Raw genomic sequence first — 26,485 nt, 5'->3', positions numbered from 1 at the left:
TCGAAGCAGCACATCCGCTATATGGTCGGCGGCCGCTCGCCGCTGGCGCACGACGAACGTCTGTTCCGTTTCGAGTTTCCGGAGCGTCCGGGCGCATTGATGAAGTTTCTGTCGTCGATGGCGCCGAACTGGAATATCAGCCTGTTCCACTATCGCAACCAGGGTGCGGACTACAGTTCGATTCTGGTGGGCATTCAGGTGCCGGAGAGCGAGAACAGCGAGTTCGAACACTTTCTCACGACGCTTGGTTACCCGTACTGGGAAGAGACGCAGAACCCGGTGTACCGCTTGTTCCTCGCATAGAAATGCGAATTGCAGCGTGGCAGGAGACGGCGCCTGGCAAAAGACAACAGGCGCCGTTGCTTCGCTTGTTAGCGAGCGTGCTTACCCTGCCAGACTTTGCCGAAATGCACGGACATATACACGCTTAAGACCAGCGCGCCTGCAAATACAGCGAGGCAGTTTGCATTCACACCGATCGTGACAGGCTGCCGCGTTAGCAGATAGAAGCCGGCCAGCAGATTGAAATATCCCCACAGCACATTGACCAACGGCGACGAATCGCCGACACCCCGTGGTTTCGCGAAAGGTGTCGGAAACGGCTCGCCGCGCAGACCGCTCGCGAGGTGCGGGACGCAATTGCACAGAAACGCGCCAGAGAAAAACAGGGCGAGATAGCTCATGGAATGGTTTGTCTGGTTAGCGAAAAACGTGATCGGGCGGCAAGGGCTGCGCCGCAACTATGCGAGGATATCCTCGCAAAAGATAGTAGAGGATGCCCTCGCATAAGTCAAACCCGACCAGACCGGACTGCGAATGGTGAACAACGGCGCACGCGGGGTGCTGCGTCAGTAATCTTGGCCGTCGCTAGCCGCGGGGTTAACATGCACGCTGAAATTCACCTCACAATGCGAAGCGACGCTCGCAAAAAACAGCAGTTAAAACTCTCCGATATGGCAACGACACTTTCCAGCGGCGCGCAGGAGCCGAAACGACAACGGGGGCATCTGCGGGTCGCGGCAATCATGGAAGCGGGCGTCGCGGTGTTCACCGAGAAGGGCTATGACGCGGCCACCATGACTGAGATCGCCGCGCGCTCAAACACCGCGATTGGCTCGCTGTACCGGTTTTTCCCGTCCAAAGAATCGTTGGCGGATGCATTGCTTTCGCGCTATGTGGAGGACACGACGAGCAGCTTTACCGCGCTCGCCGATCAGGCGTCGGCAATGACGCCGGGGCAGCTCGCCGATGCGTTCGTCGATTTCATGCTGTCGCTGCAATCGCGGCGCAGTCTGGCTGTCGCACTTGTCGATTCGCGCGGTGGCAGCGACGAGCGGCGCGCGCGTTTTCGCGAAACGACGCGCGGCAACATTGCCACGATTTTGCGTAACGCGATTCCGCATCTGACGAAGGCGCAGTCCGAGACGAAGGCGGTGGTGCTGCTGCATGTGCTCAAGGCAGTCGCCGGGGCCAACGACGAGAAGCCCGCAGTGCGGCGGAGGTTGCTTGCCGAGATCCGGAAATTGGCCAGGGTTTACCTTGAGGCTACGCAAAGCGACGCGGACGATCGGTTATCGGCCGAGTAAGCGCAACAGCCGTCTGGGCAACGGGATGGCGCATTTGCGCGTCTCCCGCCTGCTCAAACCGGCACCTCGATTATCTCAAAACTAGATACTGCATATCCTCCATATCGCGTTGCGCGATACAGCGCATGATCGTCAAACTGCGTGCATATCAAACGCCGCATTCAGGAGACAACTCATGCGCACCCAAGTTGGCATCATCGGTGCCGGGCCTGCAGGCCTGCTTCTTTCCCATCTTCTTCACTTGCGCGGCATCGACTCAGTCGTGCTCGAATCGCGCACTCGCGAACAGATCGAATCGACCATCCGCGCCGGCGTCCTCGAACAGGGCACGATGGACCTGCTCACCGAAGCAGGTGTCGGCGCGCGCATGAAGGCCGAAGGGGCACTGCACCACGGATTTGAACTGGCTTTCGAAGGCAAGCGGCGCCGTATTGATCTGACCGGGCTCACCGGCCGTTCGATCACGGTCTACGCGCAGCACGAAGTCATCAAGGATCTGGTCGCCGCGCGTCTGGCTGCAGACGGGGCCTTGCGTTTCGGCGTGACAGAGACGTCGCTGCACGGCATCGATACCGATCAGCCGTCGATCCGCTATCGCCACGAAGGCGAAGCGTGCGAATTGCAGTGCGACTTCGTGATCGGCTGCGACGGCTCGCAGGGTGTGTCGCGTGCATCGATTCCGCAAGCCTTGCGCAAAGATTTCGAACGCGTCTATCCGTTCGGCTGGTTCGGCATTCTGTGCGAAGGGCCGCCTTCGTCGGAAGAATTGATCTACGCGCGGCACGATCGCGGTTTTGCGTTGGTCAGCACGCGCTCGGCGAACGTGCAGCGCATGTATTTCCAATGCGATCCCAAGGATTCCGTCGACAACTGGTCCGACGATCGCATCTGGGCCGAGCTGCACGCGCGCGTCGATTCGCACGACGGCCAGCACATCGTGGACGGCAAGATCTTCCAGAAGAACATTGTCGGCATGCGCAGTTTCGTGTCGGCGACGATGCAGCATGGCCGGCTCTTTCTCGCTGGCGACGCCGCGCATATCGTGCCGCCCACCGGCGCGAAGGGCATGAATCTCGCCGTTGCCGATGTGCGTGTGCTGACCCAGGCGCTGAACGCGTTCTACGTCGAAAATCGCACCGATCTGCTCGACAGTTACAGCGCAACCGCGCTCAAGCGTATCTGGCGCGCGGAGCATTTCTCGTACTGGATGACGAGCATGATGCACCGCATTGAAGGCGCGTCGCCGTTCGAACAGCAGTTGCAGGTGGCCGAACTCGAATACGTGACCACGTCGCGTGCGGCGGCTACCGCGATGGCGGAGAACTACGTGGGTATCGCCGTCGTATAAGCGGGACGGAGATCAGCGCGCGCAGCTTTGTATTGCCAGCGTTTATAGAATGCGCGCTGGAAATCTTTGCTCAGACGAACCCCCGCCGAACCCCGTGCACGCCGGCAAACCCTTGATGGGTAGGCTCCCGCCATTGTCGTGTCAAAAGCAACACTGAATTCAGGAATGGAGGATTTATCCGCGCCTGATTGACCCCTAGACTCCTTCCACCGACTGCACGACATGTGACATCTGCAGTGCGTGTAAGACACTCTCTAGAGGTGGTTTCATGAAATCGCTTATCAAAGCTGTTGCTATTGCAGTTGTTCTCGGCGCCCCGATCGCTTCGTTTGCGCAATCGAATCAACCGGCCTCGCAAAACGCGCAGGGTACGCAAGCGCAGGTTTCCACGCAGCAGGGCGCTGCTCAAGCCGACACTAGCGGTTATGGTTCGGCCAGTCGCGGCACGTGGCAAGCAGGTCGCGGCGGTGAAACGACGGTAAGCTCGTATTCGCCGCCGATCTATAACGCGCGGTAAGGGCGTAACGAAAGCGCACAACGAAATACGCGGATCATTGCGGCGCTGTTAGGTTCGTTCAAAATCTGCGAGTTGAAAATAAGAGGCCGGTCATTGGAACAAGTCCAATGACCGGCCTTTTTTCATGGCCGTCACACGGTTATGGCGTGCGCAACAAGGTCATCTCGTTGCGCAGCAGGGCATGAAGGTCTTCATCGGTGGGCCGCGTACCCCAGTGCCGCGCGCCGGCCACTGACGCAATCGCGATCCACGAATGAGGGGGAAACCATTCGCGGAGCACGGCGCCGTCCTGACGCAAACACAATTGGCCGGTTTGTTCGCTGTATTCGGCGGAGATGAGCGTGCCGTCGATTTGTGCGCTTACACGCCGTGGATCGCTGCGTTGCAAATCGTCGCTCCTAAAAAGGTGTGGCGCGAATGCCTGCGCGTGCCGGTGTCAGTGACGCTGCTCCGGCCCATGCATTAGTGGTCGCCCCGACCGTGGTCATCGCCATGGCCGTGCCAATCGCCATGGTCGCCGTCGTGCCCGTGCCCGTGCCAGTCGCCGTGCGGGCCGTCGCGATAGCCGCGCGCGTCATGCCACTCGCGCTCGTGATGGCGTTCTTCCCACTCTCGGCGTTCCCAGTAGCGGTGGCCGTCGTAATAGCGCTCGCCGTACCAGCCCGGACTCACTACGACCACTGGCGGTGGGGGTGCGTAGACAGGCGGAGGCGGCGCATAGACCGGCTCAGGCGCATAAGCCACGCCCGGAATGCCGATGTTGACCCCGACATCGACGTGCGCCAGCGCGACAGAAGATGCACCGATCCCCAGACCTGCAACGATCGCCATGGACAGCCAGCGGTTTCGTGAATTGCTCATGTTTTATTCTCGGGTTTTACGATTGAGAGTGGAGTGCGCCGTTCGGGCAGCGCTTAGTAATTAGTAATGGTCGTGATCGTGGTAGTGGTCATGGTCGTGATAGCCGCCGCCCTCCGGCACGACGATGCAACCGCCCAATGCACTCCCGAGGGTGACAGCCAACAGCACCAGCGCGAAAATTCGTTTCATGATGTTGCCTTCCTTTTACGTTTGATCGAACTCTACTGAGCGACTGGATTACCGGTGTGTTCGTGTGTAACAGGACGTGTCGATTCATTCGCGTGCCAGCCACGCATGTGACACGGTATGGGGACGCGTTGCAGCGCTGCGATTAGTCGGTCCGCCAGGAAGAAATCGGTGGGCAACCCGTTGAGCGCGCTATGAAAAACGTCGGGCCTTCATGCATCCGCGGTGCTCGGGCAGGTTGAAACACATGCATATGAACAACTGGAGCGAGCAGAGCGTGGCAGCTCTGCACACGTATGCTTGACGGATACATTCAGTTGCAGACTAGGGATGTGAGCGGATCTGATGTGTTGTGATTTGCACTTTCTCGATGGTCGCTGATGTGTTTCCGCCTCATGCGCGTGAAGGAAATGGTCAAACGCGGCATCAGCTTTTCTTAAGGTTTGATCCGTAGCATCCTGCGTCAGTGCGCCCAGAATGCGTGTATCTTCGGTGCAAATAAGCTTTTTCCATCCAATGGCTTCACTGCCACTAACACATTCTCATGACCATGCGAACGGACCCGGCTAGTTTCTCGCGCTATGCATCAGGCTATGACGGTGTAGCCAGGTTTCTTCACTGGCTGGTGGTTTTATTGATCGCCGCGCAGTTCGTGATCGGTTGGACCATGCCGGATATTCATAAGGACACGAAGCCCGATGGTCTGATCGCGTGGCATCTCGGCGTGGGTGCAACGCTGATTGCCGCCGTGGTGGTGAGAATCGTCTGGCGTCTCACACACACGCCCGCGCCTGCATCGCTGTCACCTTTCTTCCGCGTCGTTTCACACATCACGCACGGTCTTCTTTATCTTGCGCTGGTGGCTGTGCCTTTGCTTGGATGGGCCAACGCGTCTTCGCGTGGATGGTCCGTCAAGCTGCTCGGCATATTGCCGTATCCCAGCATCTCGGCGGTCGGCTCGCCAGTGGGGCATGAAATGGGCGACATTCATGGCTATCTGGCCTGGGTGTTGTTCGCGCTGATTGCACTGCATATCGTGGCGGCGCTGTTTCATCGTTTCGTGCTCAAGGATCAGACATTGCAGCGGATGCTGCCGTGATTCGTTAGTGTGCGTTAGCGGTTTGTCGTTCGCGTGTGAGCCGTGTTCCGTCCGCGGCTAGCTGGGTCCACCAATATCCTCCCCGATGCCTGGATCGTGGCGGTTTCGACGTCATTGCATCGGCGCGCGATCGCACTCCCGAGTGCGTGATAAGCACATAAAAAACAAGTCTTTTACGCGCGCCGCTAACACTGGTTAGATCGGAGGACCGACTGTTTGTCAGTCATTCAGGTCCAACCGCATCTCTTGCCGGTCAGCCATGAGCACACTTACCGAAGCATTCAACCCGGATTCCGCGGGGCGGCCATCCGTCGTGCGCTCGGCAGCGCCTTCTGTGCATCTTCCTCCCGCGTGGCCCGCGCCGTTGTTCCCATCGCGGCGTGACGGCCGCTCGCTCGACGTGAGCGTTCGTGCCGCGATTCACGCGGCGTTCACCGCCAACCCGTGCCTGAAAAGTTGGCCAGCGCACGCAATCGACGCGTTATGCGACGCCGGCCAATTGCGCACCTGGACCAACGGCGAGTTGATCTTCGCGCGCGATGAAGCGTGCGACGACATCCAGGTCGTCCTTTCCGGCGCGATCGAGATGAGCTGGACCAACTCGGCCGGCGTGCGTGCGGTAGCGGTGTACATGTGGCCGAACGAAGTCATTAACTTCATTCCGGTGATGGACCGGCGCGGCTCGATGCACGACCAGCGCGCGCACGGCTCGACGACGTTGTTCCACATTCCCGGCAGCGCACTATTCGAACTGTTCGCTCGCGAGCCCGCGTTGTTGCGCAACGTGCTCGATCTGATCTGCCTGCGAAGCCGGGCGTTGCATAGCCGGATGGGCAAGACGGCGCTGGCCGGATTTCGCGCGCGCCTCGCTGATCAGTTACTCGGGCTTGCCGAATGGCACGGCAAGAAAACGGAGCGGGGCGTGGAGCTGACGATCAAGCTCTCGCAGGAGGACCTCGCGGCGTTATTGGCGGCTTCCCGGCAAAGCATCAATAAGGAACTGCGTTGGCTGGTGCAGCAGGGCATCGTGGACGTGCGCTATAGCCGGATCACCGTGATCGATATGGACGCATTGCGGGAAGTAAGCGACGCCGCGTGAGAAAACTCATAAGGATATAAAAAGCGCTTCTATCAAGTGTCCAAAGCGCGATAGATTCGCGGCGCTCACTCTGCCGATAATGGCTTATCGATTCAGCAGGCCGAGCCACTCGAGTATTGATCCAAGCGGTGCGCTGACCTGTCTCGTCCTTAAACAGAGGAGTTGCATCGCATGTCGAATCTCAGTCTCGCGACGTCCAACGCATTGGACATTCATCCTGTCACCGGCCGCATCGGCGCGGAAATTCGCGGCGTGCGCCTGTCGGGGCAGCTCGAATCGGCAACGGTCGAAGCGATTCGCGCCGCGCTGGTACGCCACAAGGTGATCTTCTTCCGCGGCCAGACGCATCTGCAGGATGCCGATCAGGAAGCCTTCGCCAAGCTGCTTGGTGAACCGGTCTCGCATCCCACGGTGCCGGTGGTGGACGGCAGCGACTATCTGCTCGAACTCGATTCACATCGCGGCGGCCGCGCGAATTCGTGGCATACGGACGTGACTTTCGTCGATGCATATCCGCAAGCGTCGATCCTGCGCGGTGTGACGATTCCTGAAGTGGGAGGCGACACCGTCTGGGCCAACACCGCCACCGCCTACGACGATCTGCCGCCACCGCTCAAGGCGCTCGCCGAGCAACTGTGGGCCGTGCACAGCAATGAATACGACTACGCGAGCTACGGCAACGTCGGCGAACGCGGGCGAGATGCCGAGGCGCTCAAACGCTACCGCGAAGTATTCGTGTCGACACGCTATGAGACCGAGCATCCGGTCGTGCGCGTGCATCCGGAATCCGGCGAAAAGACGCTGATTCTCGGTCATTTTGTGAAGAGCTTTGTTGGCCTCACGCCGAGCGCATCGGCGCATGTGCTGGAACTGCTGCAGGCCTACGTGACGCGTCTCGAGAACATCGTGCGCTGGCGCTGGCAGGCGGGCGATGTCGCGATCTGGGACAACCGCGCGACCCAGCACTACGCCGTCAACGACTATGGTGATGCTCACCGCGTGGTGCGTCGCGTGACGCTGAAGGGTGACGTGCCGGTGAGCGTCGACGGTCGCCGCAGTTTTACACGCAGCGTCGAACCGAATCCTGCTGCGAAGGCTGCCTGAGCATCGCGGACCGCTTATGAATGCGCCCCGCGGAATTTCATCGAATTTCTGCGGGGCGCCTGCGTTTTCAGCCCAGCCCTTCAACGGGTACACGCTCCGGCGCCGTTGCTTCACGATAGCCGAGCCGCGTCGAGATCGCGAGCCCCGATTCCTTGAGTAGCGCAACGTAGTGCGATTTCGTGTCGGCGCCGCAGCGCATCGTCGGAAACGAAATCGACAGGCCGGCGATCACGCGGCCAAAGCGGTCGAACACCGGCACCGCGAGACACTGCAGTCCTTCTTCCTGTTCCTCGTTGTCCTCGCCGTAGCCTTGCTCGCGAACGCGCGGCAGGATGCTCAACACGGCGTCGGCACAGGCGAGCGACTTTTGCGTCGACTTGCGAAATTCGACATGCGAGAGGACTTCGCGCGCTTCGGCCGGGTCCATCCACGCAAGCAGCACCTTGCCGATTGCCGTGCTGTGCAGGGGATTACGGCGGCCAATGCGCGACTGCATGCGCAGCCCGTAATCGGCGTCGATCTTATGGATGTAGATGATGGCGTCTTCGTCGAACGCGCCGAGGTGAACCGCTTCGCGCGTCACCTGCCCGATGCGGCGCATCTCGACGTCTGCCTCGCGCACCAGATCGACGCTTTCCAGCGCCTTCGCGCCGAGTTCGAACAGGCGGATCGTCAAGCGGTAGCGCTCGGTTTCGATTTCCTGCGTTACGTAGCCGAGCGCTTTCAGCGTCTGGATCACGCGGTGCACGGTGGTCTTCGACATGCCGAGCCGCTGCGACAATTCGCTGATGCCGATCTGCCCGCTGTCGCCGATCGCGCCAAGAATCGCGAAGACCCTACCGATCGACGAGGCCGATTCGCCTCGCTCGTTAGCCATGCCGCCCGCGTTATCCGCATCCTGCATGTTTGCGTCGTCATCGTCTTTGCGCTGCTTGCCCATTGCTGCCATGTCCGTGATTCCCTGTTGATGCCAAACCGATCAAAGTCCGCTCACTGCCGGATGCCGATCGCCTTCAGTGCCGAGAGCATACCGCGTCGCGCGAGCCGCGTGACCTCTGCAGCCATCACGCTAGCGCGCGAGCCAGCCGCCGTCCACTGCAAGCGTATGACCGTGCACATAGTCCGACGCGGACGACGCGAGGAACACGACCGGTCCCGCGAGATCCGCCGGTGTGCCCCAGCGGCCCGCTGGAATACGTCCGACGATTTCATCGTGACGCTGCGCGTCGCTGCGCAGCGCCGCCGTGTTCGCGGTGGCCATATAGCCCGGCGCGATCGCGTTCACGTTGATGCCCTGCGCGGCCCACTCGTTCGCGAGCAGCCGCGTGAGACCGAGCACGCCGCTTTTTGACGCCGTATACGACGCCACGCGAATGCCGCCCTGAAACGACAGCATCGACGCGACGTTGATGATCTTGCCGCCGTTTGCCTGCTTCACGAACTGCCGCGCCACGGCCTGCGAAAGAAAGAAGAGGCTCTTCAGGTTGACGTCCATGACGGCGTCCCAGTCGTCTTCGCTGAAGTCGAGCGCGTCCTCGCGGCGGATGATGCCCGCGTTGTTCACAAGCACGTCGACGCGGCCGAACGCTTCGACTGCGGCGCGCACGATGTCGTCAACCGGAGCGATCGAGGCGAGGTCGGCGCGCACATCCGCGAAGCGGCGTCCCGTCGCTGCGACGTGGGCGGCCGTATCGCCGGCGTCCGCGCGGCTCACGCCGACGATGTCGCAGCCGGCCGTGGCGAGCGCGATGGCCATGCCTGCACCGAGGCCCGTGTTGCTGCCGGTGACGATGGCGACCTTACCGGTCAGATCGAAGCTGTTCACTATGCGTAGGTCCTCGATGCCGTTGAGGTATCTGCTATCCAGAATGGAAACATGCGTGCCGTCAGCGCAGATCGCGCACCGCAATGTGATCCATGTCGCTGAACACCTGGTTCTCGCCGACCATGCCCCAGATGAACGTGTACGCACGCGTGCCGACGCCCGAGTGAATCGACCAGCTCGGCGAGATCACGGCCTGCTCGTTATGCACAAGGATGTGCCGCGTTTGGTTCGGTTCGCCCATCATGTGGAAGACGGCTGCGTCATCGGCGACGTTGAAATAGAAATACACCTCCATGCGACGCTCGTGCGTGTGGCACGGCATCGTGTTCCAGAGGTTGCCCGGCTCGAGCTTGGTCATACCCATCGAGAGCTGGCAGGTAGGCAGCACCTCGGGAACGATGAACTTGTAGATGGTGCGGCGATTGCTCGTGGCGGGGTCGCCGAGCGTTTCGGGCGACGCTTGTGCGAGCGAGATCGTGCGGGTGGGATGCGACTCGTGCGCGGGCGCGCAGTTCAGGTAGAACTTGGCGGGCCGCGCCGCGTCGTCGCTGCCGAACGCGACGGCCTGTTTGCCCTTGCCGATGTAGATCGCCTCTTCGTTGCGCACCGTATAGCGCGTGCCGTCCACGTCGACCCAGCCATCGCCGCCGATATTGATCGCGCCGAGCTCGCGGCGCTCCAGCAGGTAGCCGACGCCAATTGCCTTGCCGAGCGAACCAGGCACCTCGACCGCGCGCGTAGCCGGCCACACGCCGCCCACGATGATGCGATCGATATGGCTGTACGTGAGCCGCAGCGCGTCGCGTTCGAATACGTCTTCGACGAGGAACTGCTTGCGCAGCCCGGCGGTATCCAGCGTCTTCGCGTGCTCGCTGTTGATGCTCTGTCTCACTTCCATTGCTCTTGTCTCCGATCGGATGGGGTGTCTAGCCGAGCCGTTTTACGACGGCGTTCTGTTCTCGACTGTAGCGCAGAATTTTAAATATGGAACAGCGGTCCGAAAATACTGCACTGCCACATCAAGCGTGGCAAGCATTCTGAATGACACGCGGGTAAACGATGATCAGGAAGTCTATCAAAAACGGAACGTTGTTCCTATCGCGGTGCTATATTGCGCCGAAAGGGGAGACGCCCGGCGCAAGAACGGGACATGAATCGGGTAATCCACCCGGCAACTGGACGCAAAGTCCATGGAGGAGGCATGAAGCTCAAGAAGGCCATCGACCGCATTCCAGGCGGCCTGATGCTGGTGCCGCTGCTGCTCGGCGCCTGTGTCCACACGTTTGCGCCGGGCGGAGGGAAATACCTCGGGTCGTTCACCAATGGCTTGATTACCGGCACCGTGCCGATTCTGGCGGTGTGGTTCTTCTGCATGGGCGCGACGATCGACCTGCGGGCAACCGGCGTCGTGCTGCGCAAGTCGGGCACGCTGCTCGTGACCAAAATGGTGGTGGCGTGGATTGCGACGATCGTTGCTTCGCACTTCATTCCGATCGACGGCGTCAAGGCGGGCCTGTTCGCGGGCCTCTCGGTGCTCGCGATCACGACGTCGATGGACATGACCAATGGCGGTCTCTATGCAGCCGTGATGCAGCAATACGGCAGCAAGGAGGAGGCGGGCGCGTTCGTCCTGATGTCGATCGAATCGGGACCGCTCGTCAGCATGATCATTCTCGGCGCGACGGGTGTCGCGTTTTTCGAACCGAGGCTGTTCGTCGGCGCGGTGCTGCCGTTCCTGATCGGCTTCGCGTTGGGTAACCTGGACAGCGAGCTGCGCGAGTTCTTCGGCCGCTGCGTGCATCCGCTGATTCCGTTTTTCGGCTTCGCGCTCGGTAACGGTATCGACCTGAATGTGATCGTCACGAGCGGCTTGCCAGGCATCGTGCTGGGCCTCGGGGTGATCGTCGTGACGGGCATTCCGCTGATCCTCGCGGACCGCTGGATCGCGGGCGGCAATGGGGCGGCGGGGTTGGCGGCTTCGTCGACAGCGGGGGCCGCGGTGGCGAATCCGGCGATCATCGGCGAGATGATTCCGCGCTTCAAGCCGCTGGTGCCGGCGGCGACGGCGATGGTCGCGACGGCGTGTCTCGTGACCGCGATTCTGGTGCCGATTCTGACCGCACTATGGGTGCGCCGGCATCATGCACGCGATGCGCTGCGTGAGGAGTTTGCGGCAGCGACCACGCCGCCGCAGCCACTCAATGAGCGGGACGTGCACGTTTGAAGGAGTAGGGCGGGCGGCTGGTTTGCGCCCGAACGCGATGAAGTACAACGAGTCACATGACGTGGAGGCGGGGCTTCACCGCCCCAGCTTCCTCTCCAGCATCGCCTTAACCTCCGCCCACTCTTCATCGATGATGCTAAAGCGCACCGAATTGCGCTTGCGTCCATCCGGCATGATCCGCTCGTGCCGGACAATCCCTTCCTGTTTCGCGCCGATCCGCAGAATCGCCGCTCGTGATTTCTCGTTGAGCTCGTCAGTCGTGAACTGCACGCGCACGCACTGCATTGCTTCGAACGCATGACTCAGCAGTAGGTACTTCGCCTCCGTGTTCACCGGTGAGCGCTGCACCGATTCTCCCAGCCACGTGTGGCCGATTTCCAGCTTCCGGTTCACCCGGTCGATTTTCCAGAACCGCGTGCTGCCGACAATCGCCGCAGTATCGCGCCTCACGATCACAAACGGCATTACGGTGCCGGCCGCACGCCCATCGAGCGCGGTTGCCATATAGCTGCCGATGGTTTCAGGACCCGGCACGACAGTCAGCTTCATATTCCACAATTGCCCGTCCGCGGCGGCGTCGAGCAGCGCCTGGGCGTGTTCCGGCAGAAGTGGCCTGAGTTCGACGGCCTGTCCGATCAGTATGGGTTGCATGACGTGAGGAATGTGGGGAACGTGAGCGAGAAGTTGCAATAAACAAAAAAGTCCGCGAACGAGCGCTCGCGGACCTGGCACAGCAATCAATCAGGCGGGCGAAGTCAGAAACCTCGCCCTGAACCGAAAACCTGACGACGGTCTTCGGCGTCTTAAGCCGCAGTCACCGAAACCGACTTGGTAACCAGATAGGCTTCCATCGCTTCCGGGCCGCCTTCAGAGCCGTAGCCCGAATCCTTCACGCCGCCAAACGGCATTTCCGGCCAGGGCGTAGCAGGCTGGTTGATCCACAGCATGCCGACTTCCATCTGTTGCGACAGCAGATGCACGTTGCGGAACGACTTCGTGAACGCATAACCGGCGAGACCGAACGGCAGACGGTTCGCTTCGGCGATCGCTTCTTCGAGCGTGTCGAAACCGCGGATCGCGGCGATCGGGCCGAACGGCTCGTTGTTGAACACGTCCGAGTCGAGCGACACGTTGGTCAGCACGGTCGGCGCGAAGAAGTTGCCTTCCGAGCCCACGCGCTCACCGCCCGTCTCGACCTTCGCGCCGGTCTTGCGCGCGTCGTCGAGCACCTTGCTCATCGCGGTGAGACGGCGCGCATTGGCGAGTGGTCCGATGGTTGTGCCTTCCGCCAGACCGTCGCCGAGCTTGAGGCCTTCAGCATGCTTGACGAGCGCCGCGGCGAATTCTTCGCGGATGCTGTTGTGCACCAGAAAGCGCGTCGGCGAGATGCAGACCTGGCCGGCATTGCGGAACTTCGCGGCGCCCGCGGCCTTGATGGCCAGCGCCACGTCGGCGTCTTCGGCCACGATGACAGGCGCATGACCGCCCAGCTCCATCGTTGCGCGCTTCATGTGGGAGCCCGCCAGCGCGGCCAGTTGCTTGCCGACCGGCGTCGAACCGGTGAACGTGACCTTGCGGATCACCGGATGCGGGATCAGGTAGCTGGAAATCTCCGCCGGGTCGCCGAACACGAGGCCGACCGTACCGGCCGGCACACCGGCTTCAACGAACGCCTGCAGCAGCGCCGCCGGTGACGCCGGGGTTTCTTCCGGCGCCTTGACGAGGAACGAGCAGCCGCTCGCGAGCGCCGCGCTCAGCTTGCGCACGACCTGGTTGACCGGGAAATTCCACGGCGTGAAGGCCGCCACCGGGCCGATCGGCTCCTTGAGCACGGTTTGCTGCACTGCGAGATTGCGCGGCGGCACGACCCGGCCGTAGACGCGGCGGCCTTCGTCGGCGAACCATTCGATGATGTCCGCGGCGGACAGCATTTCGACGCGCGCCTCGGCAAACGGCTTGCCCTGTTCCTGCACCATCAGGCGGGCGATGTCGGAAGCACGTTCGCGCACGAGTGCCGCGGCCTTTCGCATGGTGGTGGCGCGTTCGTTGGCCGGAATCTTGCGCCAGGCTTCGAAACCGCGTTGTGCGGCGGCTAGCGCGCGATCCAGATCAGGGATGCTGGCGTGAGCCACCTTGCCGATGGGCTTGCCGGTGGCAGGGTTGATGACGTCGAGGGTTTTGCCGCTGGCTGCGTCGCACCATTCGCCATTGATCAGAAGACGGGTGTCGGTATAGCTCGAGGTGGCCATGCTGGGTTCCTGTAAGTGGGGAGAACGATAGGTCGCGCGGCCGTGATGCATTGGGCTGACGCTGCGCGGCCAAGGATGGACTGCCGATAGCAGTCATCTTATCTGATTGCGCGCAATCGCATCGGCGCAGAGCCCACGGGCGACGGGCGGCACGGGCTTTGCTACTCCGATTGCCGCGGTGGACAAACGGGTAGCTGAGGGTTACGTGAGCGGCGCCGCGCAAACAGGCGTAAAGTCAAGCAGCAGTAGCAAGAACCGGCGCAAGCTGGTGAATGCAACCCAATCAACCAAGGTGCAAACGAGGAATCGACATGCCAACCGGTACAGTGAAGTGGTTCAATGACGCAAAGGGCTTTGGCTTTATCACACCGGACGACGGTGGCGAGGATCTGTTTGCCCATTTCTCGGAAATTCGCAGCGAAGGGTTCAAATCGCTGCAGGAAAACCAGAAGGTCAGCTTCGAAATCAAGCAGGGACCGAAGGGCAAGCAGGCGGCGGACATCAAGCCGGTGTAAAAGCAGTGACCGGTCCGCGCGCGCAGGCGGGCGGACCGGGAGTGGTTGATCGCGCCCAACCGCGATGTGCTCGCGCTTCTAACGCACGACGCGAGTCGGGTTACGCGTAAGCGTTTCGCGTCTCACCCATCCCATCGATCAATTCGTTTCGCACGCCGGCGAGCGCCGTGTCGCGCCGGTCACGCGGATGCGCTGCGGCTACGTCGATGTCGCGCACCAGCCGGGCGCCACGCTGGCCCGCCGTGTTGAGCAGCAGGACGCGATCGGACAGATACAGGGCCTCATCCAGATCATGCGTGACGATCAGCGCTGCTGTGCCGTGCGCGCGCGTCAGAGACAGCAAGAGGTCCTGCAGACGCATGCGGGTCATCGCGTCGACGGCGCTAAACGGCTCGTCGAGCAGCAACAGGTCGGGCTGGGAGAAGAGGCCACGCGCGAGCGCCACACGTTGCGCCATGCCACCCGAAAGCTGCTTGGGCAACGCCGCGCCGGTGCCGGCCAGACCGACCTCATCGAGCAGTTGGCCTACACGCGGGGCCGCGCCTCGCCGTGGACCGGCGGAAAATGCGATGTTATCGGCCACGCTCAGCCACGGCAGCAGCCGCGGCTCCTGAAAGATCACGCCGAGGCGCGGCGATGGGCCGTGTTGCGCCAGCCCGTCGAGCAAAATCTCTCCCTCGAAGTCACGATCGAGGCCGGCCAGCACGCGCAGCAACGTGCTCTTGCCACAGCCGCTCGGGCCGACCAGGCTCACGATCTCTCCACGCCGGATACCGAACGTCACGCGTTCGAGCACCGCGCGCGCTTCGTAGCGCTTGCTCACGGCACGAACCTGGAGCAGCGGCGCCTGACTTGAAAGATCTGCCGCGTTCATCGCGCACCTCGCGAGGAAGATGGTTCGTCCGCGGTATCGCGCCATGACAGCACACGCGCTTCGATCGTTTTAAGAATGCTGTCGCTGAGCTTGCCGAGCAGTGCGAGCAACAGAATTGCGCCGAACACGAGATCGGGCCGGCCGGTTTCGCGGCCATCGCTCAGCAGATAACCGAGGCCGCGAGTGGCGGCAATCAGTTCGGCGGCGACCATGAACATCCACGCGAGACTCAAGCCCGTGCGCAGTCCGGTGAAGATCTGCGGCAATGACGCGGGCAACAGGATGCGCGTGAATAGCGCCCGCGGACTCAACCGGTTGACTTCGCCGAGTTCGATCAGTTTTCTGTCGACGCCACGAATACCGGCCACGACGCTCAATTGCACCGGAAAAAACGCGCCGATGGCAACGAGCGTGATTTTCGGCGCCTCGTCGATGCCCATCCACAGCAGCAGAATCGGCACCCAGGCGAGCGACGGAATCGCGCGCAGGGCCTGAAACGCAGGGTCGAGAAGGGCGTCGAGGCGGCGGCTCAAACCCATCGCCCCACCGAACAGAAGGGCGAGTGCGGAGCCGATGCCGAAACCCGCGAGTACGCGCATCGAGCTGGCGCCGATGTGGCGGGCCAGACGCTCGCCGCCCAGTTGCCACAGCGTTTCAGCAATCGTGCTCGGCGCCGGCACGAGGTGCGCCGGCAACACCGACGCACGCACCAGCACTTCGATCGCGGCAAGAAAGGCAAGCGGCAGGATTAATCCGGCAATGCGCCAGCGCTTGAGCGGATCGCGCGGTCGCGGCGCGACCCGCGTTGCATCGGCGGCTTGCGGCGCGCGATGCCTCGCGTGTTCATCCGTTGTGTGCGATCGGTGCTGAAGTCCGAGCGATTCGTCGGTAGCCATGGGAGTCGGTCGGAGGGTCATCGGGAGCGGTGGGCGCACCGGCTCACTGGCCGCTGTTCGCGGCGATAACAGGTTGCGCCGTCTTCACGTCGATCAAGGCGTCGATGACCTGATTCAGATCTGTGCCCGGTTTCACCAGTTGCTCCTGCGTGAGAATCGGCGCGGCCGCCTTGAGCGCGGCAAGTTGCTGAGTGCCCGGCTGCGGATGACTGAAATCGTTGCGGCTCAGTTGCAGTTTGGCGACCGGCAGCGACAGCTTCGATTCTTCCGAGATGATCTTCGCAGTTTCGTCCGGATGCGCGGCGATCCACAGGCGCGCTTTTTCGTACACCTTGAGCACCTGCGCGAGCGTCTCGGGATGATCGCGAATGAAATCCTCGCGGGCGTCGAGCAGGCCCCACGTATTGAAGTCGACGTTGCGATACAGCAGCTTCGCGCCGTCGTCGATTTGCGCGGCGGCCATGTGCGGATCGAGGCCGGCCCAGGCGTCCACCTGGCCGTTGGCGAGTGCGGTGCGCCCGTCCGGATGCTGAAGGTTGACGATCTCCACGTCGTCGCGCGAGAGGCCTGCGGTGTGCAGTGCGCGTAGTGTGAAGAGGAACGGGTCCGTGCCCTTGGTGGCGGCGATCTTCTTGCCCTTCAGGTCCGCGAGGGTTTTGATCGGCGAGTCCTTGCGCACCACGAGCGCGGTCCATTCAGGGCGCGAGAAAACGTACACCGCGCGAATCGGATTGCCGTTGGCTTTGGCGAGCACGGCGGCCAGGCCCGCTGTCGAGCCAATGTCGATTGCACCGCTGTTCAGATATTCGAGTGCGCGATTGCTGCCGAGGCTCAGCACCCATTTGACCTCGGTGTGCTGCGGCGCGAGTTCCTGCTCGAGCCAGCCGTTGCGCTTGATGACGAGGCTTTCCGGTGAATAGTAAGCGTAGTCGAGTTTCAGTTCGGCCGGCGGCGCGGCGCGTGCGATACCCGGTGCAAGAAGGGCGAGCGTGGCCGTTGCCGCGATCAGCAACGCGCTCAGGCCGGCTTGCAGACGTCGCGCATGCCGCGGGTGTGAGGAAATCGAAGAAAGCGAAAAGCGCGCCGTGCCCCGCGGGATTTTCATTGACTGGTCCTGTGATGGTCGTTTAGTTGTGACCGATCAATGTAGTCAATGCGCATGCCGAACTGAACGAATAAAAACTCACAATCAAAGCAGGTTGGACGCTATGGCGGACGTGGCCAGGCGGGCCGGGAGTATTTTCCTTAAGGTTTCCTTCAGCTTTGCTCCGTAGTATCTCCGCGACCACCCGTATCCCCGCGGGCAATAGTTCCGATAGTTTTCCGACAGAAAACTGAAAGCGCCGATCTAAGGCTTGCTGGAGCATTCATGAAAACCCTCTTCTTGCAAGCGCCGTCGTATGACGGCTTCGATGGTGGCGCGGGATCGCGCTACCAGGCCAAGCGTGAAGTACGCTCGTTCTGGTATCCGACGTGGCTCGCGCAGCCCGCCGCGCTCGTGCCCGATAGCCGCGTACTCGATGCCCCCGCCGACGGCTTGTCCGTCGAAGCGTCGCTCGACATAGCACAGCAATATGACCTGGTGGTGATCCACACCAGCACACCGTCTTTCCCCACCGACGCACTGTTCGCCGAAGACCTGAAGAAGCGCAAGCCTTCGGTGCTGATCGGGATGGTCGGCGCGAAGGTCGCGGTCGATCCGCACAATTCGCTGACCGCGAGCGAGGCGATCGATTTCGTCTGCCGTGAAGAATTCGACTTCACCTGCCAGGAAGTTGCCGAGGGCAAACCGTTCGCCGGCATCAAAGGTCTGAGCTATCGCGCGGCAGACGGTTCGATCGAGCACAACGAAGCGCGCCCTATCCTGGAGAACATGGACGAGTTGCCGTTCGTGGCGCCCGTCTACAAGCGCGATCTGAAGATCGACAACTATTTCATCGGCTATCTGAAGCACCCGTACGTGTCGATTTACACGGGCCGCGGCTGCCGTTCGAAATGCACGTTCTGCCTGTGGCCGCAAACGGTGGGCGGGCATCGCTACCGCACGCGTTCGACCGAGAACGTGCTCGAAGAAGTGAAGTGGATTCGCGACAACATGCCTGAAGTCAAGGAGATCATGTTCGACGACGACACCTTCACCGACTTCAAGCCGCGCGTCGAGGAGATCGCCCGCGGTCTCGGCAAACTGGGTGTGACGTGGTCGTGCAATGCGAAGGCGAACGTGCCGTACGCGACGTTGAAGATCATGAAGGAAAACGGCCTGCGCCTGCTGCTGGTGGGCTATGAATCGGGCGACGACCAGATTCTGCTGAACATCAAGAAGGGCCTGCGCACCGACATTGCGCGCCGCTTCAGCGAAGATTGCCGCAAGCTCGGCATCAAGATTCACGGCACCTTTATTCTCGGCCTGCCTGGCGAGACACAGGACACGATCCAGAAAACCATCGAGTACGCGAAGGAAATCAATCCGCATACGATTCAGGTGTCGCTCGCGGCTCCCTATCCCGGCACGACGCTCTACAACCAGGCGGTCGAAAACGGCTGGCTGGAAGAGAACAAGGTCATCAACCTCGTCAGCAAGTCAGGGGTGCAGCTCGCCGCGATCGGCTATCCGCATCTGTCGCGTGACGAGATTTACCACCAGCTCGAAAACTTCTATAAGCGCTTCTATTTCCGTCCGTCGAAGATCTGGGAAATTCTGCGCGAGATGCTCACGAGCTGGGACATGATGAAACGGCGCCTGCGTGAAGGCGTCGAATTCTTCCGCTTCCTGCGCGCCCACGAGGCGTGAACGCCGTGCATCTGCTCGCCGTCACGCTGGCCTATGCGTGTGCGGCGGGGGCGGTTTTCGGCATCGCCTACACGGTGTTGGCGGGCGCCCTGATCGGCCGGTTCTTCGCGCGAGCGGTGTCCGAGCCGACCAGCTTTCCGCCGGTCACGATCGTCAAGCCGCTGCACGGCAACGAGTGGGCGTTACTCACCAATCTCTCGAGCTTCTGTCAGCAGGACTATCCGGGCCCGGTGCAATTCCTGTTCGGCGTGCACGATTCGGCCGACCCCGCATTGCAGGCCGTCGACGATCTGCGGCGGCTGCATCCGGAAGCGGACATCACCGTGGTCGCCGACGCACGTCTGTACGGCCCGAACCGCAAGATCAGCAACATCCTCAACATGCTGCCGCAGGCCCGGCACGACGTGCTGGTATTCGCCGACAGTGACGTGAGCGTCGGGCCGGATTATCTGCGCAATGTAGTCGGCGAATTGCAGAAGCCTGGCGTCGGTCTCGTCACCTGCGTGTATCGCGGCGCGCCCGATCCCGGGTTCTGGCCGAGATTGTCGGCCAAGGCGACCAACTATCAGTTCCTGCCCGGCGTGGTGACGGGGCTTGCGCTCGGTCTCGCGCGCCCCTGCTTCGGACAGAGCATCGCGATGCGGCGCGATACGCTGGAAAAAATTGGTGGCTTCACGCCATTCGTGCAGCACCTGGCCGAGGATCATGCGATCGGCGAGGCCGTGCGCATGATCGGCGAGAAAGTGGTGATTCCGCCGTTCACGATCTCGCATGCCTGCGTTGAAAACAGCGCGACGAAACTGATCGCGCATGAACTGCGCTGGAGCCGCACGATCCGCAGCATCGATCCGCTCGGCCACCTCGGCTCGGTGCTGATTTTCCCGCTAGCCTTTGCGCTGCTCGCCACCGCGTTCTCGGATGGCGCATGGTGGGCGTGGTCGCTTGCACTGGTCGCCGTCTGCGTCCGACTCGTATTGAAATTGGTGTCCGATCGTGCGCTGCAGCAGGCGCATCGCGACCTGTGGCTGTTGCCGTTATGGGATATCGTATCGTTTTCGATTTTCGTGGCGAGCTTCTGGTCCTCGCGCGTGATCTGGCGCGGTTTCAGTTTCAAAGTGGATGGCGATGGCCTGCTGTCGGCGGCGCAGGACGGAATGACGGATGAACAGCAGGCTGGGTAAGCAATGATGCGCGGGTATCCGGAAGGGCGTAATGAGGACGATGCAGCGTGCCTGAAGCACGTGCAAAGGGTGGCCGCATGATGAAGCATCTCGGCCGCTTCGCCGCACTTGCCGGCTTGCTGGTGTCGCTGTGGCTGGTCTGGCAGGACAATCCCGGCGCCGTGCTTGGCGCACTGCGCGCGGCGGGCGCCGGCCTCGTTCTCGCGGCGCTCGCGCACGTGCTGCCGATGATCGCCAATGCCTGCGACTGGCGCTCGCTGATTCGCGGCGCGAACCGGCCCAGTATTGCCAATATGCTGCATCTGGTCTGGGTGCGCGAATCCGTCAATTGCATGTTGCCGGTGGCGCGTATCGGCGGCGAGGTGGTGTCGTTCCGGATGCTCAAGCGTTGGGGCGTACGGCCCTCTACGGCGGTCGGCAGCATCGTCGTCGATATGCAGCTCACGGTGATCAGCCAGTTGCTGTTCACGATGGTCGGCATCGGTTTTCTGTTCGCCCATGCGCAGTCCGACACGCTGCGGCTCGCCGGACAACTGGCGTGGGGCGTAGTGGTGCTCACGCCGCTGCTGGTGCTGTTCGCACTCGTGCAGCATGCCAGCCCGTTCGAGCGCATCACGCGCGTGCTCAATCGTATGACAAGCGGCAAGCTCGCCGCGCTCGTCGGACAATCCGCTCAGATCGACCAGGCCATCAAGCTGATCTGGCGCCGGCGCGGCGTGGTGCTGCGCTATCTGTTCTTCTGGCAGCCGCTGCAGTGCTTCCTGACCTCGCTCGAAATCTGGCTCGCGCTGTACTTTCTCGGCGTGCACGTCACGCTGGTCGAGGCGGTGGTGATCGAATCGCTGATCCAGGCGATCAGCAGTGCGGCGTTCTTTGTGCCCGGCGGTCTGGGCGTGCAGGAGGGCGGTTTCATTCTGATCGGCGGCGCGTTCGGCCTCGATCCTTCCATCTGCCTTGCGCTTGCCGGCGCGCGGCGCATTCGCGATCTGCTGATCTTCGTACCCGGACTCATTGCGTGGCAATTTGCCGAGTCGGCCAATCGCGAGCCGAAGCGGGCGGAATCCGCGGGGCGGGCGGTCGTGGGCGAAGCCAGCCAGCGTTAGTACACCACCGTCATTACTCCACGCCCGCATAAGCAGGAAACGACACTTCCACGGCGAGGCCGTGCTCGCCGACCCCTGCGCCGAGATGCAGGCTCGCACCGAAATGCTCCGCGATTCGCGCGACGATCGAGAGGCCAAGTCCGCTACCCGTGGCCTGATTGCCGGTAGCGCGGAAAAACCGGTTCGTGAGGCGTGCGAGATCGCTGGGCGCGACACCAGGGCCGTCGTCGCGCACGGTGAGCTGCACCCGGCCGGCGTCATACCGCACGGCAACTTCGATGCTGCCGCCGGTGCGTCCATACTTGATCGCGTTATCGAGCAGATTGTCGAGCAGGATGCCCATCAAGACGGGCTCCGCATTGATCTCGGCGCGCATGTCGCCGGTGAGCGTTACGCGAATGTCCTTTTGCTGCGCATTGGGCTCGTTGGCGAGCAGTGCGTCTTTCGCCACGGCCGCGGGCCTGAGTGGCGACGTGGCGAGCGTTTCGTGCGCATCCAGGCGCGCAAGCAGCAGCAACTGCTCCGCGAGCCGCGCGCTGCGATCGACGCCTTGCACCACGCGTTCCATCGCCACCCGCTGCAGCGCCGTGTCCGGTTCGGCCAGTGCGACTTGCGCCTGCACCTTGATGGCAGCAAGCGGCGTTTTCAGTTCATGCGCCGCGTCGGCGGTAAACGCGCGCTCGCGTTCGATAGAGTGCCGCAAGCGCGATAGCACCAGATTGATCGCGTCGACGAGCGGGCGCACCTCGGTCGGCGCGCGGCCAATATCGACAGGTTCCAGCCGGTTGATATCGCGCGCGCGAATGGCGCCGGAGAGGACCTTGAGCGGCACCAGGCTCCAGCCGATGCTGAACCATACCAGCAGCGCCAGCACCGGCAGCGCGATCAGCGTAGGGCGGGCGATCCGGCTCGCGACGCCGCTCACCAGATCGCTGCGGGTATTGGCCGGTTCGAACACGCGCACCGTGTGGCCGAGCGCAGTATCGCGCAAGGTGAACGTGTGCCACATCTGGCCACCCAGCGTCATGTTTTGCGCGCCGCTTGCGGGCGGCACGGGCAAATCCCAGGCTTGCAGCACGCGCAGTTGCGGGCTGCCCGCCAGCACGTCGCCGTTCGCGCTGCGCACCTGAAATAGCGCGTCGCGCGGCAAGGAATCGTCGTCGTCGCTATTGTTCGCGCCGGGTTCGCCGCCTTTTTCTTCTTCGCGCACGTCGATGCGCGCATTGGCCAGCGTGGTCAGATTGCGCTCGTCGAGCAGCGCGAGGATTTGCGCGAGTTCCGCAAGACGTGCTTCTTCCCATTCGCCGACTTCGCGCGTGGCCTGACGATAGCTCGAGATCAGCGCGATGCCCCAGATCAGCACGATGCTGGTCAGCACCAGCATCATCAGACGGCGGCGTATCGATGCCGACATTACGCTTTCTCCACCACGTAGCCGATATTGCGCACGGTTCTGATCAGCTTGGCGCCGAGCTTTTTGCGCAGGTTGGACACATGGACCTCGATCGCATTGCTCTCGATTTCTTCCTGCCATCCATACAAACTCTCTTCGAGGCGCGAGCGCGACTGGGGAATGCCCTGATTGGTCAGCAGCTGCATCAGGATGGCCCATTCGCGCGAGGTGAGGGGCACGCGCGTATTGCCGATTTCGACGGTTTGCGCGGTGGGATTGACCGTCAGATCCTGATAGCGGATCACCTCGACGCTACGCCCCTGCGCGCGGCGCAGCAGGGCCCGGCAACGGGCGATCAGTTCGGTCAGGTCGAAGGGTTTGCCGAGGTAGTCATCGGCGCCCGCTTCGAGGCCGCCGACGCGATCCACCACCGTGCCCTTGGCGGTTAGCACGAGCACGGGCACGTCCTTGCCGGCGTCGCGCAGCCGCTTCAGCAATTCCATACCCGACACCCTGGGCAAGCCGAGATCGAGCAGGACGAGCGCATAGGCGGTGGTGTCGAGCGCGAGACCGGCCTTGTGGCCGTCGCGAGCCCAGTCGACCGTGAAACCGGCTTGACGCAGTCCCGCTTCAATACCGCAGCCGATCAGGTCGTCGTCTTCTACGAGGAGTACGCGCATGGGGAGAGATTCCGTTTGATGTCTATTGCATAGCGGCGACGGTTTTTAAGCAAGCGCCGAGTCACACATCCGAAGTGTAGCGATCATCTTCGTTGGACGCTTTATACCTCTTTCTTCCTTAAGGTTTCCTTCAGCTTGAATCGCTACTATCGCCCCTCAGCAGGTTACTGTCGCGTGGCCGACATGGGCACGCGAAACTACGTCATGTTGTCAGATCATCGCAACTTAATCGTAAGCACATCGATGGAATGTACGGTTGGCGCTTCTGTCGGCGCGTTTTACCGGTGCGTGTGCCGGCGAATCGCGCCACTGCATGATGCCGTGCGTTCCTACAGGTCACGAGACCACGCCATGAAGCCAGTCACCACCGACATGCTGCGAGCCCATCTAATGGCGGCTTCGCTCACGGCCATGGTTACCGAAGTGCTCGCCTTGCTGGCACTGCTGGTTCTGCCGATTTCGCAGCAGGTTTTCAGTTCCACGGGGTTTCAGGCTCTTGCTCTGGCGCTGATCGTGAGCGGCGTCATCGTGATGCGCCAATTTGCGCAGGCCGCTTTCAATCTCGCCATTCAGCAGGGCCATTACGCCACGCCTGCCGGCCGCCCCATGTTGATTGAAGCGGACTGCCCGCGGCGCTGGTTCGTCGTTCTTCATCTACGCTTTACCGGCAAACCATTTATGCTCGCCGGGCACTGAAGGCAACAGGCGATGGCGGCGCACGCATTGACAGCATGCCAATGGATCCTGTTATCCGGCTGCGTCTCGGCCTCGCTCTATGCGATGCTGGCCGCGGTGGCGATGCCGTTCTTCGCAGTGCGCCGCGGCGCGCGCGCGAGGGCCGCTAGCGTCCCGGCTGCCGCCCGGGCTTCGGATTCCCTACCTCCTTTCACGAATGTCGGCGTCAGCGTGCTCAAGCCGCTGTGCGGCGCCGAGCCGCGTCTCTACGAAAATCTCAGAACCTTCTGCGACCAGCGCCACGGGCATTTCCAGCTCGTACTCGGGGTCTCGTCGCCGGACGATCCCGCCATCGCCGTGGTGCGCCGTTTGCAGGCCGCCTATCCGATGCACGACATCGAGCTCGCGGTCGATACGCGCGTGCACGGCAGCAATCTCAAGGTCAGCAATCTGATCAATATGGCCGAGCGGGCGCGCCATGATGTGATCGTGATCGCGGATAGCGACATCGCTGTCGAAGCCGACTATCTCGACACCGTGGCGGCGCCGCTCGCCGATCCGCGCGTGGGCGTGGTGACCTGCCTCTACGTGGCGCAAGGTGTGGGCGGTTTCTGGCCGCGGGTCGGCGCGCTCTTCATCAACGAGTGGTTCGCGCCGTCGGTGCGGGTCGCGCACGCGGCCGGCTCGCGCCGCTTCGGTTTCGGCGCGACGCTGGCCTTGCGCCGCGCGACGCTCGAGCGCATTGGCGGTTTCGACGCGCTGAAAAACTGCCTCGCGGATGACTACTGGCTTGCCGAGCACGTGCGCGCGCTCGGCCTTAGCACGGTGCTTTCGCGCGTGATGGTGGCCACCGATGTTATCGAGCCGACTTTTTCCGCCTTGTGGCAGCGTGAGACGCGTTGGCTGCGCACGATCCGCTCGGTGAATCCGCTTGGCTTTGCATTTCTGTTCATCACGTTTCCGACGCCGTGGCTCGTGGCCGGCGCGTGGCTCACCGGCAGTCTCGCGAGCGGACCATCCGGCGGCGTGCATTTGTGGGCGGCGCTGGTGAGCGGCGCCGGCACGGCGGCCGGTTTTGCCGCGCGCATGCTGCTGCATTTGCGTTCCGCGCGTCACGAACGTACTTTCTGGCACGACTTGCCGCTCGTGCCGTTGCGCGATACCTTGCTGGCATTGCAATGGCTCGCGGGCGCGTTCGGCTCGCATGTGGTGTGGCGCGGCGCACGCGTTCCCGTTGAGGCCTCCGCGTCGACGACGCGCGCGAAGGCAATGGGTGTGATGGATGTCATGGAGACTTCGGATGGTGGTTGAGCCGCGCGGCCTGATCGTTACTGCCGACGATTTCGGCCTGCATTCACGGGTAAATCTGGCGGTCGAGCAGGCGCACCGGCACGGCGTGCTGACGGCCGCGAGCCTGATGATCGGCGCGCCTGCCGCGGCCGATGCGGTGGCGCGTGCCCGCGAACTCCCGGGGCTGCGGGTCGGTCTGCATCTGGTACTGGCGGACGGCGACGCGGTCACGCCGCGCGCGGGGATTGCGGCCTTGCTCGACGAGCATGGCCGCTTTGGCGACAACATGGTGCGGGACGGGGTGCGGTTTTTCTTCTTGCCGCACGTTCGCAAACAGCTGGCGCGAGAGATTCGCGCGCAGTTCGACGCTTTTGCGCGGACGGGGTTGACGCTCGATCACGTCAACACGCACAAGCATTTTCATTTGCATCCGACGGTGCTCGAGTTGATTCTGGAGATTGGCCGCGAGTACGGGATGCGGGCGATGCGTTTGCCGTTCGAGGTTGGCGCGCCGCTATGGTTGCGGCCGTGGATTTCATGGGTGCGGGCGAGGTTGAACCGGGCCGGAATCGTGCACAACGATTATGTGGTTGGAATTGCCAATAGTGGGCGTATGGATGAGGAGGTGTGGCTTGCTGCGCTTGCCGATTTGCCTCGTGGGGTGGGGGAGATTTATTGTCATCCGGCGTTTGCGGGGGATCGGGTTTTGAGTCATGGGATGAGGGATTATCGACACGTCGATGAGTTGCAGGCGCTTTTGTCGCCTCGGGTTGCTGAGGCGATTCGGGGAGTGGGGGTTCGGGTTGGTGGGTTTGGAGATGTGCTCAGCAGTTGATTTTTTTGTTGCCTGCGCGGCGCTTGTTTGTCAGTGTTCTTAGGGTTTTGGCTTTTCCTTGTTCTGGCTTTGGTGCCTTTCCTTGATTTGTTAGTGGTCTATTAGCGTTGCCCCTGTGCGGGGCGGCACTTACTTTCTTTGCCGCCGCAAAGAA

Annotated in this window: 28 protein-coding genes and 1 pseudogene; 15 read left to right on the top strand and 14 right to left on the bottom strand. The window is 62.2% G+C overall.

Annotated elements, in window-relative coordinates; translation table 11 throughout:
* Positions 1–303: pseudogene (locus BM438_RS31585) on the top strand (threonine ammonia-lyase, biosynthetic); the annotation flags it as partial.
* A gap of 68 nt (positions 304–371) precedes the next feature.
* Here the strand turns inward: BM438_RS31585 and BM438_RS31580 are convergent.
* Positions 372–683 (bottom strand): hypothetical protein, encoded by a 312-nt coding sequence (locus tag BM438_RS31580; RefSeq protein ID WP_093642969.1) that lies wholly within the window; start codon positions 681–683, stop codon positions 372–374.
* 270 nt (positions 684–953) lie between these two features.
* Here BM438_RS31580 and BM438_RS31575 point away from each other — a divergent pair, with 270 nt between their 5' ends.
* From BM438_RS31575 to BM438_RS31565, 3 genes are all read left to right on the top strand, one after another.
* Positions 954–1,586 carry a TetR/AcrR family transcriptional regulator gene (locus BM438_RS31575; RefSeq protein ID WP_093642967.1) on the top strand — a complete coding sequence of 211 codons (633 nt, stop codon included), beginning with the start codon at positions 954–956 and terminating at the stop codon, positions 1,584–1,586.
* Between the two features lie 175 nt (positions 1,587–1,761).
* Positions 1,762–2,934, top strand: a complete 1,173-nt coding sequence (locus BM438_RS31570) for a 4-hydroxybenzoate 3-monooxygenase (RefSeq protein ID WP_093642964.1) — start codon at positions 1,762–1,764, stop codon at positions 2,932–2,934.
* A gap of 268 nt (positions 2,935–3,202) precedes the next feature.
* Positions 3,203–3,451, top strand: a complete 249-nt coding sequence (locus BM438_RS31565) for a hypothetical protein (RefSeq protein ID WP_093642961.1) — start codon at positions 3,203–3,205, stop codon at positions 3,449–3,451.
* A 139-nt stretch (positions 3,452–3,590) separates the two neighbouring features.
* Here the strand turns inward: BM438_RS31565 and BM438_RS31560 are convergent, their stop codons facing one another.
* From BM438_RS31560 to BM438_RS46750, 3 genes are all read right to left on the bottom strand, one after another.
* Entirely contained in the window at positions 3,591–3,839 is a 249-nt protein-coding gene (locus BM438_RS31560; RefSeq protein ID WP_093642958.1) for a hypothetical protein, read from the bottom strand.
* Between the two features lie 74 nt (positions 3,840–3,913).
* On the bottom strand, positions 3,914–4,312 hold the full coding sequence (locus BM438_RS31555; protein ID WP_093642955.1) for a hypothetical protein: 399 nt from the start codon (positions 4,310–4,312) through the stop codon (positions 3,914–3,916).
* A 60-nt stretch (positions 4,313–4,372) separates the two neighbouring features.
* Complete coding sequence (locus tag BM438_RS46750; RefSeq protein WP_279630571.1) at positions 4,373–4,501, bottom strand: hypothetical protein; 129 nt, start codon at positions 4,499–4,501, stop codon at positions 4,373–4,375.
* 541 nt (positions 4,502–5,042) lie between these two features.
* Between BM438_RS46750 and BM438_RS31550 the strand changes: the two genes are divergently transcribed.
* From BM438_RS31550 to BM438_RS31540, 3 genes are all read left to right on the top strand, one after another.
* A complete protein-coding gene (locus tag BM438_RS31550; RefSeq protein WP_234486674.1) occupies positions 5,043–5,597 on the top strand; it encodes a cytochrome b in 555 nt (184 codons plus the stop codon).
* A gap of 259 nt (positions 5,598–5,856) precedes the next feature.
* A complete protein-coding gene (locus BM438_RS31545; protein ID WP_093642952.1) occupies positions 5,857–6,696 on the top strand; it encodes a Crp/Fnr family transcriptional regulator in 840 nt (279 codons plus the stop codon).
* A gap of 171 nt (positions 6,697–6,867) precedes the next feature.
* Positions 6,868–7,800: a TauD/TfdA dioxygenase family protein gene (locus tag BM438_RS31540; protein WP_093642949.1), complete on the top strand. Its 933-nt coding sequence runs from the start codon at positions 6,868–6,870 to the stop codon at positions 7,798–7,800.
* Between the two features lie 67 nt (positions 7,801–7,867).
* Here the strand turns inward: BM438_RS31540 and kdgR are convergent, their stop codons facing one another.
* From kdgR to kduI, 3 genes are all read right to left on the bottom strand, one after another.
* Positions 7,868–8,749: a DNA-binding transcriptional regulator KdgR gene (kdgR, locus tag BM438_RS31535; RefSeq protein ID WP_093642946.1), complete on the bottom strand. Its 882-nt coding sequence runs from the start codon at positions 8,747–8,749 to the stop codon at positions 7,868–7,870.
* 120 nt (positions 8,750–8,869) lie between these two features.
* A complete protein-coding gene (gene kduD, locus BM438_RS31530; RefSeq protein WP_200653144.1) occupies positions 8,870–9,625 on the bottom strand; it encodes a 2-dehydro-3-deoxy-D-gluconate 5-dehydrogenase KduD in 756 nt (251 codons plus the stop codon).
* Positions 9,626–9,686: 61 nt separating this feature from the next.
* Positions 9,687–10,523, bottom strand: coding sequence for a 5-dehydro-4-deoxy-D-glucuronate isomerase (gene kduI, locus BM438_RS31525; RefSeq protein ID WP_054039652.1), 837 nt, complete (start codon positions 10,521–10,523; stop codon positions 9,687–9,689).
* A gap of 303 nt (positions 10,524–10,826) precedes the next feature.
* On the opposite strand from kduI, the gene kdgT reads away from it, so the two are divergent.
* Positions 10,827–11,849, top strand: coding sequence for a 2-keto-3-deoxygluconate transporter (gene kdgT / locus BM438_RS31520; RefSeq protein ID WP_093642943.1), 1,023 nt, complete (start codon positions 10,827–10,829; stop codon positions 11,847–11,849).
* Between the two features lie 75 nt (positions 11,850–11,924).
* Here kdgT and BM438_RS31515 read toward each other — a convergent pair whose 3' ends face one another.
* Both BM438_RS31515 and BM438_RS31510 read right to left on the bottom strand, forming a co-directional pair.
* Positions 11,925–12,500, bottom strand: a complete 576-nt coding sequence (locus tag BM438_RS31515) for a GNAT family N-acetyltransferase (protein WP_093642940.1) — start codon at positions 12,498–12,500, stop codon at positions 11,925–11,927.
* A gap of 152 nt (positions 12,501–12,652) precedes the next feature.
* Positions 12,653–14,098: an NAD-dependent succinate-semialdehyde dehydrogenase gene (locus tag BM438_RS31510; RefSeq protein WP_093642937.1), complete on the bottom strand. Its 1,446-nt coding sequence runs from the start codon at positions 14,096–14,098 to the stop codon at positions 12,653–12,655.
* A 311-nt stretch (positions 14,099–14,409) separates the two neighbouring features.
* On the opposite strand from BM438_RS31510, the gene BM438_RS31505 reads away from it, so the two are divergent.
* Positions 14,410–14,613 (top strand): cold-shock protein, encoded by a 204-nt coding sequence (locus tag BM438_RS31505; RefSeq protein WP_007181784.1) that lies wholly within the window; start codon positions 14,410–14,412, stop codon positions 14,611–14,613.
* Positions 14,614–14,713: 100 nt separating this feature from the next.
* Here the strand turns inward: BM438_RS31505 and BM438_RS31500 are convergent, their stop codons facing one another.
* The 3 genes from BM438_RS31500 to BM438_RS31490 are packed head-to-tail and all read right to left on the bottom strand — an operon-like array spanning position 14,714 to position 17,488.
* On the bottom strand, positions 14,714–15,487 hold the full coding sequence (locus tag BM438_RS31500; RefSeq protein WP_093642935.1) for an ABC transporter ATP-binding protein: 774 nt from the start codon (positions 15,485–15,487) through the stop codon (positions 14,714–14,716).
* A complete protein-coding gene (locus BM438_RS31495) occupies positions 15,484–16,383 on the bottom strand; it encodes an ABC transporter permease (protein ID WP_093642932.1) in 900 nt (299 codons plus the stop codon). The genes BM438_RS31500 and BM438_RS31495 overlap by 4 nt, the downstream gene beginning before the upstream one ends.
* Positions 16,384–16,426: 43 nt before the next feature.
* Positions 16,427–17,488, bottom strand: a complete 1,062-nt coding sequence (locus tag BM438_RS31490) for an aliphatic sulfonate ABC transporter substrate-binding protein (RefSeq protein WP_093642929.1) — start codon at positions 17,486–17,488, stop codon at positions 16,427–16,429.
* Between the two features lie 264 nt (positions 17,489–17,752).
* On the opposite strand from BM438_RS31490, the gene hpnJ reads away from it, so the two are divergent.
* The 3 genes from hpnJ (at position 17,753) to BM438_RS31475 (ending at position 21,458) form a co-directional block, all read left to right on the top strand.
* Complete coding sequence (hpnJ, locus tag BM438_RS31485) at positions 17,753–19,174, top strand: hopanoid biosynthesis associated radical SAM protein HpnJ (protein WP_093642926.1); 1,422 nt, start codon at positions 17,753–17,755, stop codon at positions 19,172–19,174.
* Positions 19,171–20,355 (top strand): bacteriohopanetetrol glucosamine biosynthesis glycosyltransferase HpnI, encoded by a 1,185-nt coding sequence (gene hpnI / locus BM438_RS31480; RefSeq protein ID WP_093642923.1) that lies wholly within the window; start codon positions 19,171–19,173, stop codon positions 20,353–20,355. The genes hpnJ and hpnI (BM438_RS31480) overlap by 4 nt, the downstream gene beginning before the upstream one ends.
* A gap of 77 nt (positions 20,356–20,432) precedes the next feature.
* On the top strand, positions 20,433–21,458 hold the full coding sequence (locus BM438_RS31475) for a flippase-like domain-containing protein (protein ID WP_093643002.1): 1,026 nt from the start codon (positions 20,433–20,435) through the stop codon (positions 21,456–21,458).
* Positions 21,459–21,471: 13 nt separating this feature from the next.
* Here the strand turns inward: BM438_RS31475 and BM438_RS31470 are convergent, their stop codons facing one another.
* Both BM438_RS31470 and BM438_RS31465 read right to left on the bottom strand, forming a co-directional pair.
* Entirely contained in the window at positions 21,472–22,872 is a 1,401-nt protein-coding gene (locus BM438_RS31470; protein ID WP_093642919.1) for an ATP-binding protein, read from the bottom strand.
* Complete coding sequence (locus BM438_RS31465; RefSeq protein WP_093642916.1) at positions 22,872–23,531, bottom strand: response regulator; 660 nt, start codon at positions 23,529–23,531, stop codon at positions 22,872–22,874. The genes BM438_RS31470 and BM438_RS31465 overlap by 1 nt, the downstream gene beginning before the upstream one ends.
* A gap of 351 nt (positions 23,532–23,882) precedes the next feature.
* On the opposite strand from BM438_RS31465, the gene BM438_RS31460 reads away from it, so the two are divergent.
* Genes BM438_RS31460 through hpnK form a run of 3 tightly spaced genes read left to right on the top strand, consistent with a single transcriptional unit; the run spans position 23,883 to position 26,331 of the window.
* A complete protein-coding gene (locus tag BM438_RS31460; protein ID WP_093642913.1) occupies positions 23,883–24,227 on the top strand; it encodes a hypothetical protein in 345 nt (114 codons plus the stop codon).
* Positions 24,228–24,239: 12 nt separating this feature from the next.
* Complete coding sequence (gene hpnI, locus BM438_RS31455; protein WP_093642910.1) at positions 24,240–25,517, top strand: bacteriohopanetetrol glucosamine biosynthesis glycosyltransferase HpnI; 1,278 nt, start codon at positions 24,240–24,242, stop codon at positions 25,515–25,517.
* A complete protein-coding gene (gene hpnK, locus BM438_RS31450) occupies positions 25,507–26,331 on the top strand; it encodes a hopanoid biosynthesis-associated protein HpnK (RefSeq protein ID WP_093642907.1) in 825 nt (274 codons plus the stop codon). The genes hpnI (BM438_RS31455) and hpnK overlap by 11 nt, the downstream gene beginning before the upstream one ends.
* Positions 26,332–26,485: the final 154 nt, after the last annotated feature.

The organism is Paraburkholderia aspalathi, assembly GCF_900116445.1.
GTDB classification, from domain to species: domain Bacteria; phylum Pseudomonadota; class Gammaproteobacteria; order Burkholderiales; family Burkholderiaceae; genus Paraburkholderia; species Paraburkholderia aspalathi.
Note: the sequence above shows the minus strand (reverse complement) of the source record. Positions and strands in the feature narration are given on the sequence as shown.

Coding starts and splice junctions, on each gene's coding strand:
- hpnI (WP_093642910.1), top strand. CDS start 24,240: ATGGCGGCGCACGCATTGACAGCATGCCAATGGATCCTGTTATCCGGC.
- kdgR (WP_093642946.1), bottom strand. CDS start 8,749: ATGGCAGCAATGGGCAAGCAGCGCAAAGACGATGACGACGCAAACATG.
- hpnK (WP_093642907.1), top strand. CDS start 25,507: ATGGTGGTTGAGCCGCGCGGCCTGATCGTTACTGCCGACGATTTCGGC.
- BM438_RS31580 (WP_093642969.1), bottom strand. CDS start 683: ATGAGCTATCTCGCCCTGTTTTTCTCTGGCGCGTTTCTGTGCAATTGC.
- BM438_RS31550 (WP_234486674.1), top strand. CDS start 5,043: ATGACCATGCGAACGGACCCGGCTAGTTTCTCGCGCTATGCATCAGGC.
- BM438_RS31570 (WP_093642964.1), top strand. CDS start 1,762: ATGCGCACCCAAGTTGGCATCATCGGTGCCGGGCCTGCAGGCCTGCTT.
- BM438_RS31505 (WP_007181784.1), top strand. CDS start 14,410: ATGCCAACCGGTACAGTGAAGTGGTTCAATGACGCAAAGGGCTTTGGC.
- kdgT (WP_093642943.1), top strand. CDS start 10,827: ATGAAGCTCAAGAAGGCCATCGACCGCATTCCAGGCGGCCTGATGCTG.
- BM438_RS31555 (WP_093642955.1), bottom strand. CDS start 4,312: ATGAGCAATTCACGAAACCGCTGGCTGTCCATGGCGATCGTTGCAGGT.
- BM438_RS31545 (WP_093642952.1), top strand. CDS start 5,857: ATGAGCACACTTACCGAAGCATTCAACCCGGATTCCGCGGGGCGGCCA.
- BM438_RS31565 (WP_093642961.1), top strand. CDS start 3,203: ATGAAATCGCTTATCAAAGCTGTTGCTATTGCAGTTGTTCTCGGCGCC.
- BM438_RS31495 (WP_093642932.1), bottom strand. CDS start 16,383: ATGGCTACCGACGAATCGCTCGGACTTCAGCACCGATCGCACACAACG.
- BM438_RS31515 (WP_093642940.1), bottom strand. CDS start 12,500: ATGCAACCCATACTGATCGGACAGGCCGTCGAACTCAGGCCACTTCTG.
- BM438_RS31500 (WP_093642935.1), bottom strand. CDS start 15,487: ATGAACGCGGCAGATCTTTCAAGTCAGGCGCCGCTGCTCCAGGTTCGT.
- kduI (WP_054039652.1), bottom strand. CDS start 10,523: ATGGAAGTGAGACAGAGCATCAACAGCGAGCACGCGAAGACGCTGGAT.
- BM438_RS31540 (WP_093642949.1), top strand. CDS start 6,868: ATGTCGAATCTCAGTCTCGCGACGTCCAACGCATTGGACATTCATCCT.
- BM438_RS31510 (WP_093642937.1), bottom strand. CDS start 14,098: ATGGCCACCTCGAGCTATACCGACACCCGTCTTCTGATCAATGGCGAA.
- BM438_RS31475 (WP_093643002.1), top strand. CDS start 20,433: ATGATGAAGCATCTCGGCCGCTTCGCCGCACTTGCCGGCTTGCTGGTG.
- BM438_RS31470 (WP_093642919.1), bottom strand. CDS start 22,872: ATGTCGGCATCGATACGCCGCCGTCTGATGATGCTGGTGCTGACCAGC.
- BM438_RS31460 (WP_093642913.1), top strand. CDS start 23,883: ATGAAGCCAGTCACCACCGACATGCTGCGAGCCCATCTAATGGCGGCT.
- BM438_RS31465 (WP_093642916.1), bottom strand. CDS start 23,531: ATGCGCGTACTCCTCGTAGAAGACGACGACCTGATCGGCTGCGGTATT.
- BM438_RS31575 (WP_093642967.1), top strand. CDS start 954: ATGGCAACGACACTTTCCAGCGGCGCGCAGGAGCCGAAACGACAACGG.
- BM438_RS46750 (WP_279630571.1), bottom strand. CDS start 4,501: ATGAAACGAATTTTCGCGCTGGTGCTGTTGGCTGTCACCCTCGGGAGT.
- hpnJ (WP_093642926.1), top strand. CDS start 17,753: ATGAAAACCCTCTTCTTGCAAGCGCCGTCGTATGACGGCTTCGATGGT.
- BM438_RS31490 (WP_093642929.1), bottom strand. CDS start 17,488: ATGAAAATCCCGCGGGGCACGGCGCGCTTTTCGCTTTCTTCGATTTCC.